The sequence below is a fragment of the Radicibacter daui genome (assembly GCA_030657355.1).
Classification (GTDB): Bacteria; Pseudomonadota; Alphaproteobacteria; order Radicibacterales; family Radicibacteraceae; genus Radicibacter; species Radicibacter daui.
In genome coordinates, this window is the sequence record CP131056.1 from 2,780,822 (window position 1) to 2,794,957 (window position 14,136).

13 protein-coding genes are annotated in these 14,136 nt (G+C 63.7%); 7 read left to right on the plus strand and 6 right to left on the minus strand.

Features of this window, described 5'->3' with window-relative positions; all coding sequences use genetic code 11:
• Positions 1 to 19: 19 nt before the first annotated feature.
• The 5 genes from QTL98_RS13170 to QTL98_RS13190 all read right to left on the minus strand — a co-directional run bounded on the left by QTL98_RS13170 (position 20) and on the right by QTL98_RS13190 (position 5,346).
• Positions 20 to 1,108 carry a Gfo/Idh/MocA family protein gene (locus QTL98_RS13170; RefSeq protein ID WP_445678926.1) on the minus strand — a complete coding sequence of 363 codons (1,089 nt, stop codon included), beginning with the start codon at positions 1,106 to 1,108 and terminating at the stop codon, positions 20 to 22.
• 1 nt (position 1,109) lies between these two features.
• Positions 1,110 to 2,153, minus strand: coding sequence for a Gfo/Idh/MocA family protein (locus tag QTL98_RS13175; RefSeq protein WP_445678927.1), 1,044 nt, complete (start codon positions 2,151 to 2,153; stop codon positions 1,110 to 1,112).
• Between the two features lie 85 nt (positions 2,154 to 2,238).
• The gene (locus QTL98_RS13180; RefSeq protein ID WP_445678928.1) at positions 2,239 to 3,111 is read right to left on the minus strand and encodes a carbohydrate ABC transporter permease; all 873 of its coding nucleotides are present in this window, start codon (positions 3,109 to 3,111) and stop codon (positions 2,239 to 2,241) included.
• Positions 3,104 to 4,054 (minus strand): carbohydrate ABC transporter permease, encoded by a 951-nt coding sequence (locus tag QTL98_RS13185; protein ID WP_445678929.1) that lies wholly within the window; start codon positions 4,052 to 4,054, stop codon positions 3,104 to 3,106. The genes QTL98_RS13180 and QTL98_RS13185 overlap by 8 nt, the downstream gene beginning before the upstream one ends.
• Positions 4,055 to 4,059: 5 nt before the next feature.
• Positions 4,060 to 5,346, minus strand: coding sequence for an ABC transporter substrate-binding protein (locus QTL98_RS13190; protein ID WP_445678930.1), 1,287 nt, complete (start codon positions 5,344 to 5,346; stop codon positions 4,060 to 4,062).
• Positions 5,347 to 5,531: 185 nt separating this feature from the next.
• Here QTL98_RS13190 and QTL98_RS13195 point away from each other — a divergent pair, with 185 nt between their 5' ends.
• The 6 genes from QTL98_RS13195 to QTL98_RS13220 all read left to right on the plus strand — a co-directional run bounded on the left by QTL98_RS13195 (position 5,532) and on the right by QTL98_RS13220 (position 12,467).
• Complete coding sequence (locus QTL98_RS13195) at positions 5,532 to 6,224, plus strand: TetR/AcrR family transcriptional regulator (RefSeq protein ID WP_445682152.1); 693 nt, start codon at positions 5,532 to 5,534, stop codon at positions 6,222 to 6,224.
• A gap of 260 nt (positions 6,225 to 6,484) precedes the next feature.
• Complete coding sequence (locus tag QTL98_RS13200; protein WP_445678931.1) at positions 6,485 to 7,630, plus strand: Gfo/Idh/MocA family protein; 1,146 nt, start codon at positions 6,485 to 6,487, stop codon at positions 7,628 to 7,630.
• A 4-nt stretch (positions 7,631 to 7,634) separates the two neighbouring features.
• On the plus strand, positions 7,635 to 8,801 hold the full coding sequence (locus QTL98_RS13205) for a dihydrodipicolinate synthase family protein (RefSeq protein ID WP_445678932.1): 1,167 nt from the start codon (positions 7,635 to 7,637) through the stop codon (positions 8,799 to 8,801).
• A gap of 14 nt (positions 8,802 to 8,815) precedes the next feature.
• Entirely contained in the window at positions 8,816 to 10,297 is a 1,482-nt protein-coding gene (locus QTL98_RS13210; RefSeq protein WP_445678933.1) for a mandelate racemase, read from the plus strand.
• On the plus strand, positions 10,294 to 11,142 hold the full coding sequence (locus tag QTL98_RS13215; protein WP_445678934.1) for a sugar phosphate isomerase/epimerase family protein: 849 nt from the start codon (positions 10,294 to 10,296) through the stop codon (positions 11,140 to 11,142). The genes QTL98_RS13210 and QTL98_RS13215 overlap by 4 nt, the downstream gene beginning before the upstream one ends.
• A gap of 74 nt (positions 11,143 to 11,216) precedes the next feature.
• Positions 11,217 to 12,467, plus strand: coding sequence for a Gfo/Idh/MocA family protein (locus tag QTL98_RS13220; RefSeq protein WP_445678935.1), 1,251 nt, complete (start codon positions 11,217 to 11,219; stop codon positions 12,465 to 12,467).
• A gap of 37 nt (positions 12,468 to 12,504) precedes the next feature.
• Here the strand turns inward: QTL98_RS13220 and QTL98_RS13225 are convergent, their stop codons facing one another.
• Positions 12,505 to 12,879: a winged helix-turn-helix transcriptional regulator gene (locus QTL98_RS13225; RefSeq protein ID WP_445678936.1), complete on the minus strand. Its 375-nt coding sequence runs from the start codon at positions 12,877 to 12,879 to the stop codon at positions 12,505 to 12,507.
• 107 nt (positions 12,880 to 12,986) lie between these two features.
• On the opposite strand from QTL98_RS13225, the gene QTL98_RS13230 reads away from it, so the two are divergent.
• Positions 12,987 to 14,135, plus strand: coding sequence for an NADH:flavin oxidoreductase (locus QTL98_RS13230; RefSeq protein WP_445678937.1), 1,149 nt, complete (start codon positions 12,987 to 12,989; stop codon positions 14,133 to 14,135).
• The last annotated feature ends 1 nt before the right edge of the window (position 14,136 follow it).

Below are 14,136 nucleotides of genomic sequence, written 5' to 3' on the forward strand. Positions count from 1 at the left end.
TTGCTGTCTAAGGCCCGGTTTATTCGGCCGCGCTGGCCGCAGCCGGGCGCCAGCCATGATATTTGGGATGATCGGCACTGAGCGGCAGCCCCACATCACGCCCCGTCTCCGAGGAATGATAGAAGGCCGTCACCATCTCCAGCGAGCGCCGGGCATCCGCCGCCGTAACCGGCAGCGGCCCGCCGGCTGTCAGCGCGGCATGGAAAGCCGGCATCTGCCCGCCATAGCGCCGGCCCGACGGTTTCCAGTTCCTGAGCAGCGCGTCGATGCGGGCGGCAATCGCCTCATTAGCCGGGATGATCTGCCAGGGATCGTCCCCTGGGGAATAGGCCTCGTGATTGCTCTCGAAGGTCACGTTCTCAAAACAAAGGCGCAGGCGGCTGATTTCTTCCTGTGAGCCGAGCGTAGCGCTGGCGGTCACCAGCGCGCCGCTTTCCATCAGCCAGGAGGCACTGACGCAATCCTCCACCTCGATGGCGTTGACGCGGGTGGTCACGCGGGCAAAGAGCGAGGTCACCGGCCCCATCAGATAAACCATCAGGTCATGGGCGTGGATGGCATGGGTCATCAGCACACCGCCCAGCTCCGTCGCCCACTTGCCGCGCCAGGGCACGGCGTAATAGTCGGCAGTGCGTTTCCACAGCGTCTCCACCGTGCCGAGATAAGGCTTGCCGGCAATGCCGGCCTCGATGATGGCGCGCGCCTTCTGCACCCCGTCGCCGTAACGGTACTGGAAGACGGGCATCAGCTTGCCCTTCGATTTCTTCTCCGCCGCAATCAGCTCGTCCACATCGGCAATCGAGCCGGCAAGCGGCTTTTCGCAGATGACATGCTTGCCGGCGGCAAGCGCGGCCAGAACCATCGGCTTGTGCAGGCCGGGCGGGGTACAGACATCGATGATGTCGATGTCCGGCATGGCCAGCACTTCTTCAAAGCTTTTGGTCAGGCGCGGAATGCTGAATTCCTTGCCAAGGCTCTCCAGCCGGGCGTCGTCGAGATCGCACAGCACGGTGACTTCGAAAAGCTCCGGGAAGGGCTGATACCCCTCCACGATGTGGAAGCGGCCGATACCGCCGCCGACAACAGCGACTTTCAGGATTTTTGACATCTCAGGCGACCTTTCGGGCGGTGGCTGCGGCAGCTTCGGCATGGGCCTGCGCCTTCAGCGAAATTTCCATGGCCTTGAAGCAGCGCCACTGCGGCATCGCGGTTTCGGTGCGGTCGCGGATGTCGGCCAGCAGCTGCGGGCCATAGGGCAGAGGCGTCTTGCTGGCATCGATGTGCTGCAGGCCTTTGGCATCGGCAAGGAACAGATGGTCCGTGCCCGGCTTGCCGGCGATGTCGATATATTTGCGCAGCTCGATATAGCCCTCCGTACCGATGATGGTAAGGCGCCCGTCGCCCCACACCGGCAGGCCCTGCGGCGTCATCCAGTCCACGCGGATATAACCGCTGGCGCCGGGCTTGCCGCCCTTGAGCGCGCGCAGATGCATGTCGCCGACATCCTGCAGCTCGGGCTTGTCCGGATTGGCAATGTTGGCAACGCTGGCCGAGAGAATGTCGGCATCCTCCGCCCCGGTGAAGAACAGGAACTGCTCCACCTGATGCGAGGCGATATCGCAAAGGATGCCGCCATATTCGGCGCGATTGAAGAACCAGCCCGGCCGCTCCGCCTTGCGCAGGCGATGGGGGCCGAGGCCGACGATATTGACCACCTCCCCAATCGCCCCGGCGGCGATCAGCTCCCCGGCCTTGACCGTGGCGCCAACCTCGAAATGCTCGGAATACATGATGGAGAGGATGCGGCCCGTCTCCTGCTGCGCGGCCTTGACGGCGGCCAACTGTTCGAGGCTGGTCATGCCCGGCTTATCCAGCATCACGTCCTTGCCGGCGCGCATCGCATCGATGGCGATGCCGGCGCGGCGGGCAGAAATACCTGCGCTGATGACGAGGCCGACGGACTTGTCGTCATAGGCCCGGCGCGGATCGTCAAGGCGCGGCACGCCGGCATAACGGCCCATGAAGGCGGCGGCGAGATCATCCTCTTCGGCATAAAAGCCTGCCAGTTCGGCGCCGGCATTGGTCAGCGCCTTGATCTGGCCGTTGATGTGATCGTGGTTGATACCGACAGCCACGAAACGCACGGAACTCATGATGGCGTTTCCCTTTATCTGGGTAAGTTCTGGGGCAGGAAACCGCAGGAAACCTCGGGGGTCGGGCGCCCTCGCCCGCCCGGCATCAGCGTTTCATGCCGGTGGTGGCGATGCCTTCGATGAGGGCTCGCTGGAAGAACAGGAACAAGAGGAAGATCGGGATCAGCGACAGGATCGACATCGCAAACAGCGAGCTCCAGTCAGAGCTGCCGGTTGAGTCCACAAAGGTGCGCAAGCCGATCTGCACCGTGTAGCTTTTCATGTCGTTGAGGTAGATGAGCGGGCCGAAGAAATCCTCCCAGGTCCACAGGAAGGAGAAGATGGCGGCCGTGGCCATCACCGGCAGCGACAGCGGCAGCATGATCTTGCGGTAGATGCGCCAGGCGCTGCAGCCATCCATCATCGCCGCCTCGTCCAGCTCGCGCGGGATGCCGCGGAAGAACTGCACCATCAGGAAGATGAAGAAGGCATCGACTGCCAGATATTTCGGCACCACCAGCGGCAGGATGGTGTTCACCCACCCCATGTCGAGAAAGAGGATGTACTGGGGGATAAGCGTGACGTGATAGGGCAGCATCAGCGTGCCCAGCATGAGCGCGAACCAGAAATTACGGCCGCGGAACTTGAGCCGGGCGAAGGCATAGGCCGTGAGCGAACAGGCAAACACATTGCCGATGGTCGCCAGCACCGAGATGACGAGCGAATTCCAGAAGAAGGTGCCGAAGCTGATCTGCAGGCCGTTCCACCCGCGCACGAAGGCATCGAGGCTGATATGCGAGGGAATGAGCGAGCTGCCGCCGAAAATCTCGTTCTCCGGCCGCAGCGAGCCCGACAGCATCCACAAGAGCGGATAGAGCATGACGAAGGAGGCCACGATCAGCCCGGCATGGATGAAGGCCGAGCGGCGGATGGAATGACGGGCGGCACCGGGCCCGCGCGGGATCGGCGGCCTATTCATCGTAATGCACCCAGTATCTGGAGCTGAGGAAGGCGAAGGCGGTGAAGAGCGAGATGATGATCACCAGGATCCAGGCCAGCGCCGAGGCGTAGCCCATGCGGAAGAAGCCGAACGCCTCCTGATAGAGATAGAGCGTGTAGAAAAGCGTGGAATTGATCGGCCCGCCGGTGCCTTCGGAGATGATGAAGGCCGGGGTGAAAGCCTTGAAGGCATCAATCGTCTGCACAACGAAATTGAAGAAGATGACCGGGGTCAGCAGCGGCAGGGTAATGCGCCAGAACTTGCGCCAGTTCGATGCACCATCGATCTCCGCCGCCTCGTAAAGGTCGCCCGGGATCTGCCGCAGGCCGGCAAGGAAGATGATCATCGGCGAGCCGAACTGCCAGACCGACAGCACCACCAGCGTATAGAGCGAATAATGCGGATTGGAGATCCAGCTCGGGCCCTGGAAACCGAACCAGGCGAGCATGCCGTTGACGAGCCCGTCGGCAGCAAACAGCTGGCGCCACAGCACGGCGATGGCGACGCTCGAGCCCAGCAGGGAGGGGAGATAGAAGATGGCGCGATAGAGCGGCAGGCCGGCGATACCGCGGTTGAACGCCATGGCGACGGCAAGCGCGAACATCAGCTTCAGCGGCACCGACAGCGCCACATAAAGGAAGGTTACATGCATCGCCGCGTTGAACTTGGGATCGGCGGTGGCGATGCGGACATAATTGGCAAGGCCAACCCAGTTGGGCGCCTGAATCAGGTCATAGTCGGTGAAGGAAAGGTAAAGCGACGACAGCGCCGGGCCCAGCGTGAGACCGAAGAAACCAATGAGCCAGGGCAGCAGAAACAGATAGCCCGGCCCGTTGCGGGAGAGGATACGGCCCAGCCGTCCGGGAGGAGCATAGCCCCTCCCGCTGGCCGGCGCCGTCACGGGGGACGACGCAGAACTCATTGCTCTTACGCTCTTTCGAGGATCGAGTTGGCTTCGGTAACCAGCTGCTTGCCGCCCTCGGCCGGCGAGGAGCTTTCAAACGCCACTTCCTGGCTGATGCGCTGCAGGGAGAAGGCGATTTCGCCCGCGCCCTTGGGCGGTGCCGGCGGCAGCGGGCCCGCGAGATCGGAGAGCTTGCCGATATAGTCGACGACCATCTGGCCCGGCTCATCCAGCATCGGCGTGACCACGTCGCGCATGCCGGCCGAGGCCGGCACACCGCGCTCCACGCCCAGCTCCTGCGCCGCATCCGTGCTCTCGACCATGAAGTTGACGAAAGCCACCGCGGCATCCGGCGAGGCGGTGGCGGCGGAGATCGACATCATCATCGAGGGCTTCATGTAGTGGCCCGGCTTGCCATCGGGCTTGACCGGATAGGGGGCAATACCGAGCTTGGCCTTGCTGAGCTTCTGGAAGCCGACAAACTGGTTGGAGTGGGCAAAGCCCGTCGCCGCATAACCGGTGGTCAGCGGGCTGGTTTCGATGCTGAGCTTGTCGAGCGCCTGGATATCGGCGGTGACGCAGCCACCGGCCTTGCGCAGATCGGTCCAGTACTGGAACCAGGCGGCCGCATCCTCCGCGGTGTAGCCCAGCTTGCCCTGATCGTTGTAAAGCGACTTGCCGAGCTGGCGCAGCCAGAGCTCGAAGCTCGGCTCAATGCCGCTGGCATCGACGCTGGCATAGAAGTTCTTGCGCTTGTTGGCCTTGGCGAAGGCAACGCAATTGTCGAAATATTGCTGCCAGCTCATGCCATGGCTGGGCGCGGGCACGCCGGCATCGAACCAGGCACCGATATCGAAGAAGGCGGCGCTGGAATTGACGCCGAGATTGACGCCGTAGAGCTTGCCGTCCACGCGGCAGCTATCGATGTTGTCCTTGCCGAAATCGTCGATCTTCAGGCTTTTGCCGAGATAATCGTCGAGCGCCAGCAGCGAGCCGCGGCGGGCATATTCGAAGACATAACGATAGTCCATCTGGATCAGGTCGGGCGCGTTGCGACCGGCAACCTGCGTGGCAAGGCGGGTCCAGTAATCGTTCCAGCCCAGGAACTCGCCATCGATGCTGACGTCGGGCGCGGCCTTCTTGTAGGCCTCGACGGTCTTGTTGGTGCGGTCGGCGCGCTCCTGCGAGCCCCACCACAGCAGGCGAAGCCGCGTGGCGGCAAGGGCCGGCATGCCGCCGAGGGCACTGGCGGCGGCAAAAAGGGCGCTGGTGCCAAGAACAGTGCGCCTGCTGAGTTTGAAGTCAGTCATCCGTTTCCTCCCACAAGGAAAATGCGGCCTCTATCGGGTCCGCTATGGCCGACTTTATTGCCGGCTTATAACTATTCGGTTACAAGTAGCGCACCAACGAGAAGGCTTGTCAAGGACCGCCCCCTTGCCTTCCAGCCGGGATATGAGCCGTGACGACGAACGACGATGAAGACCAGAATACGGAAATGCCCCGCGATCCGGGGGCTGCGGCGGATTTGGAAGCCGGCGCGCAGGCGGCCCCTGCCCCCAAACGTCGCACCCGGGTAACGCGCAACCCGGAGCGGACGGCTGCGGCCATCATGGCCGCCGCAACGCAGGAGTTCGCCGAAAAGGGCATGGGCGGGGCGCGCATCGATGTGATTGCAAGGCGCGCCGGCACCAACAAGCGCATGCTCTACCACTATTTCGGCGACAAGGAGGCGCTCTATCTGGCGGTGCTGGAAGAAGCCTATTTTTCGATTCGTCATGCCGAACACCGGCTGGATCTGACACGCCGCGACCCGGAAGACGGCATCCGCGAGCTTGCCCTCTTCACCTGGCATTATTTCCTCGATCATCCTGAATTTCTTGGTTTTCTTGCAGCTGAAAACCAGATGCGGGCGCGGTATCTCAAGCGCTCCACCAAAATCAGATCCATGCATTCCAACCTCATCATCGAGCTGGAAAGCGTGCTGGCGCGCGGGGCGGCAAGCGGCGTCTTCAAGCCCGGACTCGATCCGGTCGGCGTCTATCTCACCATCGCGGCGCTGGGCTTCTTCTACCTCAACAACCGCTACACGCTCTCCACCATCTTCAACCGCGACCTGGAGGCACCGGACGCGCTGGAGCAGTGGGGCAACCACATCGCCGAGGTGACGCTGGCACACGTCAGGGCCTGATCCCTCTCCCCGTGCCTTCCCCTCTCGCCGCACCCGCGAAGAGCTTTTGTCGCACCATGAGCGCCGCCCCAGCCGGGCGGCGCTTTTTACATAGTCTCGCGCCCGCAGCATTGGCGCAGACAGGCATCTCGCCCCGGCGAGGGCCATTGACAAGCAGCGGAAACCGGCAGCAACTTATAACCATACGGTTACAAATGTACGCGGCCGGGCCCAAGCGCCCCTTGCCGCTGATAAAAATCGAAAAACGAGGGAGGACTATGATGGCCCGTCTGGGACTCATCATGCATGGCATCACCGGCCGCATGGGCCTTAACCAGCATCTCATCCGATCCATCGTCGCCATCCGCAACCAGGGCGGCGTGCTGTTGAAGAATGGCGACCGGCTGATGCCGGACCCGATCCTGATCGGCCGCAACAAGGAGAAGGTGGGCGCCATCGCCCGCGCCCATGGCATCGAGCGTTGGGGCGACGATCTGGACGCCGCGCTCGCCAATCCGGATGACATCCTCTTCTTCGATGCCGGCACCACCCAGATGCGCGCCGGGCTTTTGACCCGCGCCATCAAGGCCGGCAAACATGTCTATTGCGAAAAGCCGATTGCCGATGACCTCGCCACCGCGCTTGAGGTCGCCCGCCTTGCCGAGAAGAGCGGCATCAAACATGGCGTGGTGCAGGACAAGCTCTTCCTGCCCGGGCTCAAGAAACTGGCCATGCTGCGTGACAGTGGCTTTTTTGGCCGCATCCTCTCCGTGCGCGGCGAGTTCGGTTACTGGGTGTTCGAGGGGGACTGGCAGCCCGCCCAGCGTCCGTCGTGGAATTACCGCAGCGCCGATGGCGGCGGCATCATCCTCGATATGCTCTGCCACTGGCGTTACGTGCTGGATAATCTCTTCGGCAGCGTAAAGGCCGTCAGCTGCCTTGGCGCTACCCACATTCCCGAACGGGTGGACGAGGCCGGCAAGCGCTACAAGGCCGATGCCGACGATGCGGCTTACGCCACCTTCGAGCTGGAAGGCGGCGTGATTGCCCACATCAACTCTTCCTGGGCGGTGCGTGTGCGCCGCGACGATCTGGTGACCTTCCAGGTGGACGGCACCCATGGCTCCGCCGTTGCGGGCCTGACCAAATGCTGGACACAGCACCGGGTCAACACGCCCAAACCGGTCTGGAACCCGGACCAGCCGCAGACCATCGATTTCATGAACACCTGGGACGAGGTGCCGGACAACTGGCCGTCGGAAAACGGCTTCAAGGCCCAGTGGGAAATGTTCCTGCGCCATATCGCCGAGGATGGGCCGTGGCCCTACGGGTTGATGGAAGGCGCCAAGGGCGTGCAGCTGGCCGAACTCGGGCTCAAATCCTGGGCCGAGCGGCGCTGGCTCGACGTGCCGTCGCTGGAGGGCTGACGGGATGGCCGAGCTGCTGCTGCCCGCCGAAGACGGCACCATCGAGCGCTACAGGCTCTCGGGCAAACTGCCGGATATCGCGCGCCGCCGGGCGAGCGATTTTCCCCGTATCGCTTTTGCCGCCGCCCATGTGGTGGCGGATGCCTTTGCCGATAATGATCCCTGGATTGACCCGGCGATTGACTGGGAACGCACCCTCGCCTTCCGCCACAGCCTGTGGGATCTCGGCCTTGGGGTGGCCGAGGCGATGGATACCGCCCAGCGCGGCATGGGCCTTGGCTGGCCGCAGGCACAGGAGCTTATCCGCCGCGCGCTGAAGGAAGCCGAAGGCCGCGACGATGCCCTGATTGCCTGCGGCGCCGGCACCGACCATCTGGTGCCGGCGGCGGGCCTGACGCTGGATGACATCATCCGCGCCTATGAAGGGCAGGTGGAGATGGTGGAGGGCGCGGGCGGGCGCATCATCCTGATGGCAAGCCGCGCGCTTGCCGCCATCGCCCAATCGCCGGCGGACTATGAAAAGGTCTATGGCCGCATCCTGTCCCAGGTGAAGGAGCCGGTCATCATCCACTGGCTGGGCGAGATGTTCGACCCGGCACTGGAAGGGTATTGGGGCCAGCCGAACCATGAAGCCGCGATGGATATCTGCCTCGACATTCTGGCGGCGCATGCGGACAAGGTGGATGGCATCAAGATCTCCCTGCTTTCCAAGGAAAAGGAGATCTCCATGCGCCGGCGCCTGCCCAAAGGCGTTCGCATGTATACGGGCGATGATTTCAACTATGCCGAACTCATCGCCGGTGACGAACAGGGGCACAGCGATGCGCTGCTCGGCATCTTCGATGCCATTGCTCCGGCCGCTTCCGGCGCGCTGGCGGCGCTCGGGCGCGGCAGCGAGAATGAGTTCTTCGACATTCTGGAGCCGACGGTGGCGCTCTCGCGCCATATCTTCAAGGCGCCGACCCGCTTTTACAAAACCGGCGTCGTCTTCATGGCCTGGCTAAACGGGTTGCAGGAGCATTTCCGCATGGTGGGCGGGCAGGAAAGCGCCCGTTCGCTGAAGCACCTCGCCACGCTGTTCCGCCTTGCCGACAAGGCCAATGTGCTGCGCGATCCCGACCTTGCCGCCACCCGCATGGCCCGGCTGATGGCCCTGCACGGGGTGATCTGAAGGTTGATGGACGCATGACGAGCAGCGCCCCGACCCTTCGCCTCATCACCGCCCGCTCCTTCGAGCGGGCGGTGATGCTGCGCCTGCCCTTCCGCTTCGGCGTCGCGACGTTGACCGAGGCGCGGCAGCTGTTCGTGGAGGCGGAGGTGGAGTTTGCCGGCGGTGCCCGTGCCACCGGGTATGCCGCCGAGCTGATGGTGCCGAAATGGTTCGACAAGAACCCCGCGCTCGACAATGCCGACAATGAAGCCCAGCTGCGCCAGTCGCTGGAACTTGCCATCGCCGCGATGAGCACTGCCGGCAGCGGCGCTGCTTTTGCCCTGCATGCGCGGGTGGAAGCCGCCCATCACAAGGCCGCCGCCGCTGAGGGGCTTGGCGGGCTCATTGCCAGTTTCGGCCTCGCCCTCATCGACCGGGCGATGCTGGATGCCCTCTGCCGCCATCACGGCCTGCCGGTGGCGGAGGCCATGCGGCGCAACATTGCCGGCATTGATGCCACCACGGCCCCGGACCTTGCCGGTTTCGACATCCGCGGTTTTCTCTCCCGCCTTTCCCCCGCTCCCGTCATCCGTGCCCGCCACACCGTGGGTTTTGCCGATGCGCTGACGGCGGCGGACGCGGCGAACCGCCCGCGGGTTGGTGACGGGCTGCCGGAATGTCTGGAAGACGAACTCGCCGCTTATGGCCTCACCCGCTTCAAACTCAAGCTCTCCGGCCAACCGGATGCTGACACCGCCCACCTCAAATCTATCGCCGGTGTGCTGGACCGGCTGCCGGACTACCGCGCCACGCTGGATGGCAATGAACAATATGAGGATGAAGCGGCGCTGCTGGACCTTCTGGACCGCATCGACGCCGAACCAGCCCTCGCCGCGCTCAAAAGCCGCCTGCTCTTTATCGAGCAGCCGATCAACCGTGCCCGCGCCCTTAGCGCCAGCGTGCGCAAGGCCGGCGCCCGCGTAGCGCTGGAGATTGACGAAAGCGACGGCGATATCGGCGCTTTCCCGGCAGCAAAGGCCGCCGGTTACACCGGCATCTCCAGCAAATCCTGCAAGGGCTTCTACCGCGCCCTCCTCAACGCCATGCGCGCGGCGAAGTGGAACGCCGAAGAGAAGACCGACCGGTATTTCCTCTCCGCCGAGGATCTGACGACGCAGGCCGGCATCGCCGTGCAGCAGGATCTGGCGCTCGCCGCCCTTATCGGCGCCGGCCATGTCGAGCGTAACGGCCACCATTATGTGGATGGCATGGCCGGGGCGAACGCACGCGAGAACGCCGCTTTTCTGGCCGCCCATGGCGACCTCTATCGCCCGACGGATGGCCGCGCCCGACTGGTGATTACGGGCGGGAACATCGCCCTCGGCAGCCTGCTGGCCGCACCCGGCCTTGGCGTCGACGGCAAGGCGGCGCGCGCGGTGTTTGCCGCGCTTAAGGATGAAGACACCACAACGACAAAAATCATCGGGACAAAAATCATCGGGGAGAAAGTGCCATGAACCATGTCGCCGCCGAGGCGCGCAGCCTTGAAGGGCTGTCGATCAATTTCGCCACCGTGCGCCAGTTCGGCAGCTTCGGCGCCATTGTCGATGCCTGCCTTGCCCATGGCGTCACCGCCATCTCGCCCTGGCGCGAGCATGTGGCGGCGGCTGGGGTGGAGGAAGCCGCGCGCATCGTCAAATCCAACAATATGCGCCTTACCGGTTATTGCCGCGGCGGCTTTTTCCCCGCTGCCGACAAGGCCGGCCTTGAAAAGGCGCTGGACGATAACCGCCGCGCCATCGACGAGGCGGCAGCGCTCGGCTCCCCCTGCCTCGTGCTGGTGGTGGGCGGTTTGCCCAAAGGCTCACGCGACATGCCGCTGGCACGCAGCCAGGTGGCCGATGGCCTTGCCGCCATCCTGCCGCACGCCCGCGCCTCAGGCATGCCACTCGCCATCGAGCCGCTGCACCCCGCTTATGCGGCCGACCGTGCCTGCGTCAACATGCTGGGCCAGGCCCTCGACCTGTGCGATGCGCTGGGCGACGGCGTGGGGGTTGCCATCGACAATTATCACGTCTGGTGGGACCCGGATCTGGAAGCCCAGATTGCCCGCGCCGGACGCAACGGGCAGATCCTTGCCCATCATATCTGCGACTGGCTGGTGCCGACCCAGCATATCCTGACCGACCGCGGCATGATGGGCGACGGCATCATCGACCTGAAAGCCATCCGCGCCATGATCGAAAAAGCCGGTTTCAAGGGCCCGCAGGAGGTAGAGATCTTCTCCTCCCAGAACTGGGAGAAGCGCCCCGGCGAAGAAGTGCTGAAAACGGCAATCGAGCGTTACCTGACTGTTTGCTGAAGCCATAGAGATCGGGGCGTGCCCGCGACCGTAACAAGACGGGCCGCCCTTCCGGACGATGGGAGAAAGCCGCGATGAGCGGGACACAGAAGAAACTGCGTTATGCGCTGGTTGGCACCGGCAACCGTGGCACCACCATGTGGGGCCGCGAACTGCTGGCCGGCTGGGGCGATTATGTGGAGCTGGTGGCGATCTGCGATCTCAACCTGATGCGCGCCGAACGCGCGCGGCAGATGATGGGCTCCGGTGCCCCGCTCTACCGGGACTTCGCCCAACTGCTGGTCGAGCAGAAGCCGGAACTCGTCATCGTCTGTACCCGCGACAGCAATCATGACGAAATCATCGTTGCCGCCATGGAAGCGGGCGCCGATGTCATCAGCGAAAAGCCGCTGACAACGACGACCGACAAGATCGCCCGCATCCGTGAGGCGGAGCGGCGCACCGGGCGGCGGGTGGATGTTTCCTTCAACTACCGTTTCGCGCCCACGGCGGCGAAGATGAAGGAACTGATTGATGCCGGCACCATCGGCGACGTCACCTCGGTCGATTTCCACTGGTATCTCGATAACCGGCACGGGGCGGATTATTTCCGCCGCTGGCACGGCTTTACGGCGGAATCTGGCAGCCTCTTCGTCCACAAGGCGACCCATCATTTTGACCTGCTCAACTGGTATCTCGACAGCGACCCGGTTGAGGTAAAGGCCTTTGGCGATCTGGTGCATTATGGCAAGAACGGCCCCTTCCGGGGCGAGCGTTGCCGCACCTGTCCGCACGCCGGCGAATGTCCGTATTTCTTCGACCTTGCCGCCGACCCGTTCCTCGATGCGCTTTATGAAGAACCGTCTGCCGTAGACGGGTATGTGCGCGACGCCTGCGTGTTCCGGGAGGAGATCGACATTCCCGACACCATGGTCGCCGCGATCAAATACAAAAGCGGCGTGAAGGTAAGCTACTCGCTCAACACCTATATGCCGATGGAAGGCCACCACATCGCCTTCAACGGCCATAAGGGGCGCATCGAGATGCGCCAGTATGAAAAGCAGACCTGGACCACTCCGCCGGCCGACGAGATCGTGGTGATGCGCAGCTTTGACGAGCACGAGCCCGAGCGCATCTGGATGCCGCACCAGCCCGGCGGCCATTTCGGCGGCGACAACCGCATGCGCGACATGATCTTCAAACCCGGCTCCAACGACCCGCTGCGCCAGCGCGCCGGCTCACGGGCAGGCGCCATGTCGGTGCTGACGGGGCTTGCGGCGCTCAAGAGCAGCCGCAGCGGCGGCTCGGTCAGGCTTCAGGAGCTGATGGATATCAAGGCGCTCTGAGAAGCCGGTCACAGAGGGAAAAGGAGCGGGCGGAGGGTCAACCCTCCGCCCGTTCGTCATAAAGGCGCCGCGCTTCCTCAACCGCCTCATGGTTGGCGATGGACCAGCGATAGAGTGCCTGGAAGGGCTCCTTGAGCGATACGCCGAGGGGCGTTACCGAATATTCCACCGCCACCGGGGAGGTGGCGAGTACGCGGCGCTCGACGATGCCGTTACGCTCCAGCCGGCGCAGCGTCTGGGTCAGCGCCTTCTGGGTGATGCCCTCAAGGCTGCGCTTGATGGTGTTGAAGCGCTGCGGCCCGCCGCACAGCACGCCGAGAATGAAGACCGACCATTTATCCGCGATCTGGTCGAGGATCAGGCGACTGGGGCAGCTGGCATAAAGCACCGGCGAAAGGGCGGTATCGGGCATGGCGGTATCCTTGAGGCTACCTGGTAGCCGTTAAGTGCCTGATTGATCCTAGGTATATGATGTATACTTATACGGTCGGTCTCATTCCAGCAAGGACACTGACTTTCATGACCGACACCCTTATGGCGCCGCGCGAGACAACCAGCGCCGACACCTCCGCCCTCTTCCAGCCCTTCAGCCTCAAGAGCTTGACGCTCAAGAACCGCATCGTCATGGCGCCGATGACGCGCTCTTTCTCGCCGGAAGGCGTGCCGGGGCAGAATGTCGTCGATTATTACCGCCGCCGGGCCGAGAACGAGGTGGGGCTTATCCTTTCCGAAGGCACGACCATCAACCGGCCGGGCGCCCGTAACGAACCCAACATCCCCTTCTTCCATGGCGAGGCTTCCCTTGCCGGCTGGCGCAAGGTGATCGGCGCCGTTCACGCGGCCGGTGGCAAGATGGGCCCGCAGCTGTGGCATGTGGGTGCGGTGAAGAGCTTCATGACCGAGTGGGAAGCCGAGGGCATCGAAAGCCCCTCCGGCCTCGTGGCACCGGCAACGCCGCGCGGCAAGGCGATGAGCGATGAAGATATCGCCGACACGCTTGCCGCTTATGCCGCGGCTGCCGCCGCGACGAAGGAACTGGGTTTCGACACGCTGGAGATCCATGGCGCACACGGCTACCTGATCGACCAGTTCTTCTGGCAGGCGATCAATGAGCGTGCAGACCGCTATGGCGGCGCAAGCCTCAAGGAACGTGCGCGTTTTGCCGCCGACGTGGTGGCCGCCATGCGCGCTGCCGTGGGGCCGGACTTCCCGATCATTCTGCGCCTCAGCCAGTGGAAGCAGCAGGACTTCGCCGTACGTCTCGCCACCACGCCGCAGGAGATGACCGACTGGCTTTTGCCGCTGAAGGAAGCGGGCGTCGATATTTTCCACTGCTCGCAGCGGCGGTTCTGGGAGCCGGAATTCCCCGAGGTCGACGGTGAAAACGGCCTTAACTTCGCCGGCTGGGCCAAGAAGCTGACCGGCGCCGCCACCATCAGCGTCGGCTCCGTCGGCCTCAACGGCGATTTCATGGGCGCCTTCATGGGTGAAGGGGCCGAGGCCGCCAGCCTCGACGGCCTGGTGCGCCGCATGGAGAAAGAAGAGTTTGACCTTATCGCCGTCGGCCGCGCCCTGCTGGGCGACCCGCGCTGGGTCGCCAAGGTGAAGGCGGGTGATAGCGCAGACCTCAAGCCGTTCGAGGCAGCGGCATTGCGCGAACTGGTCTGAA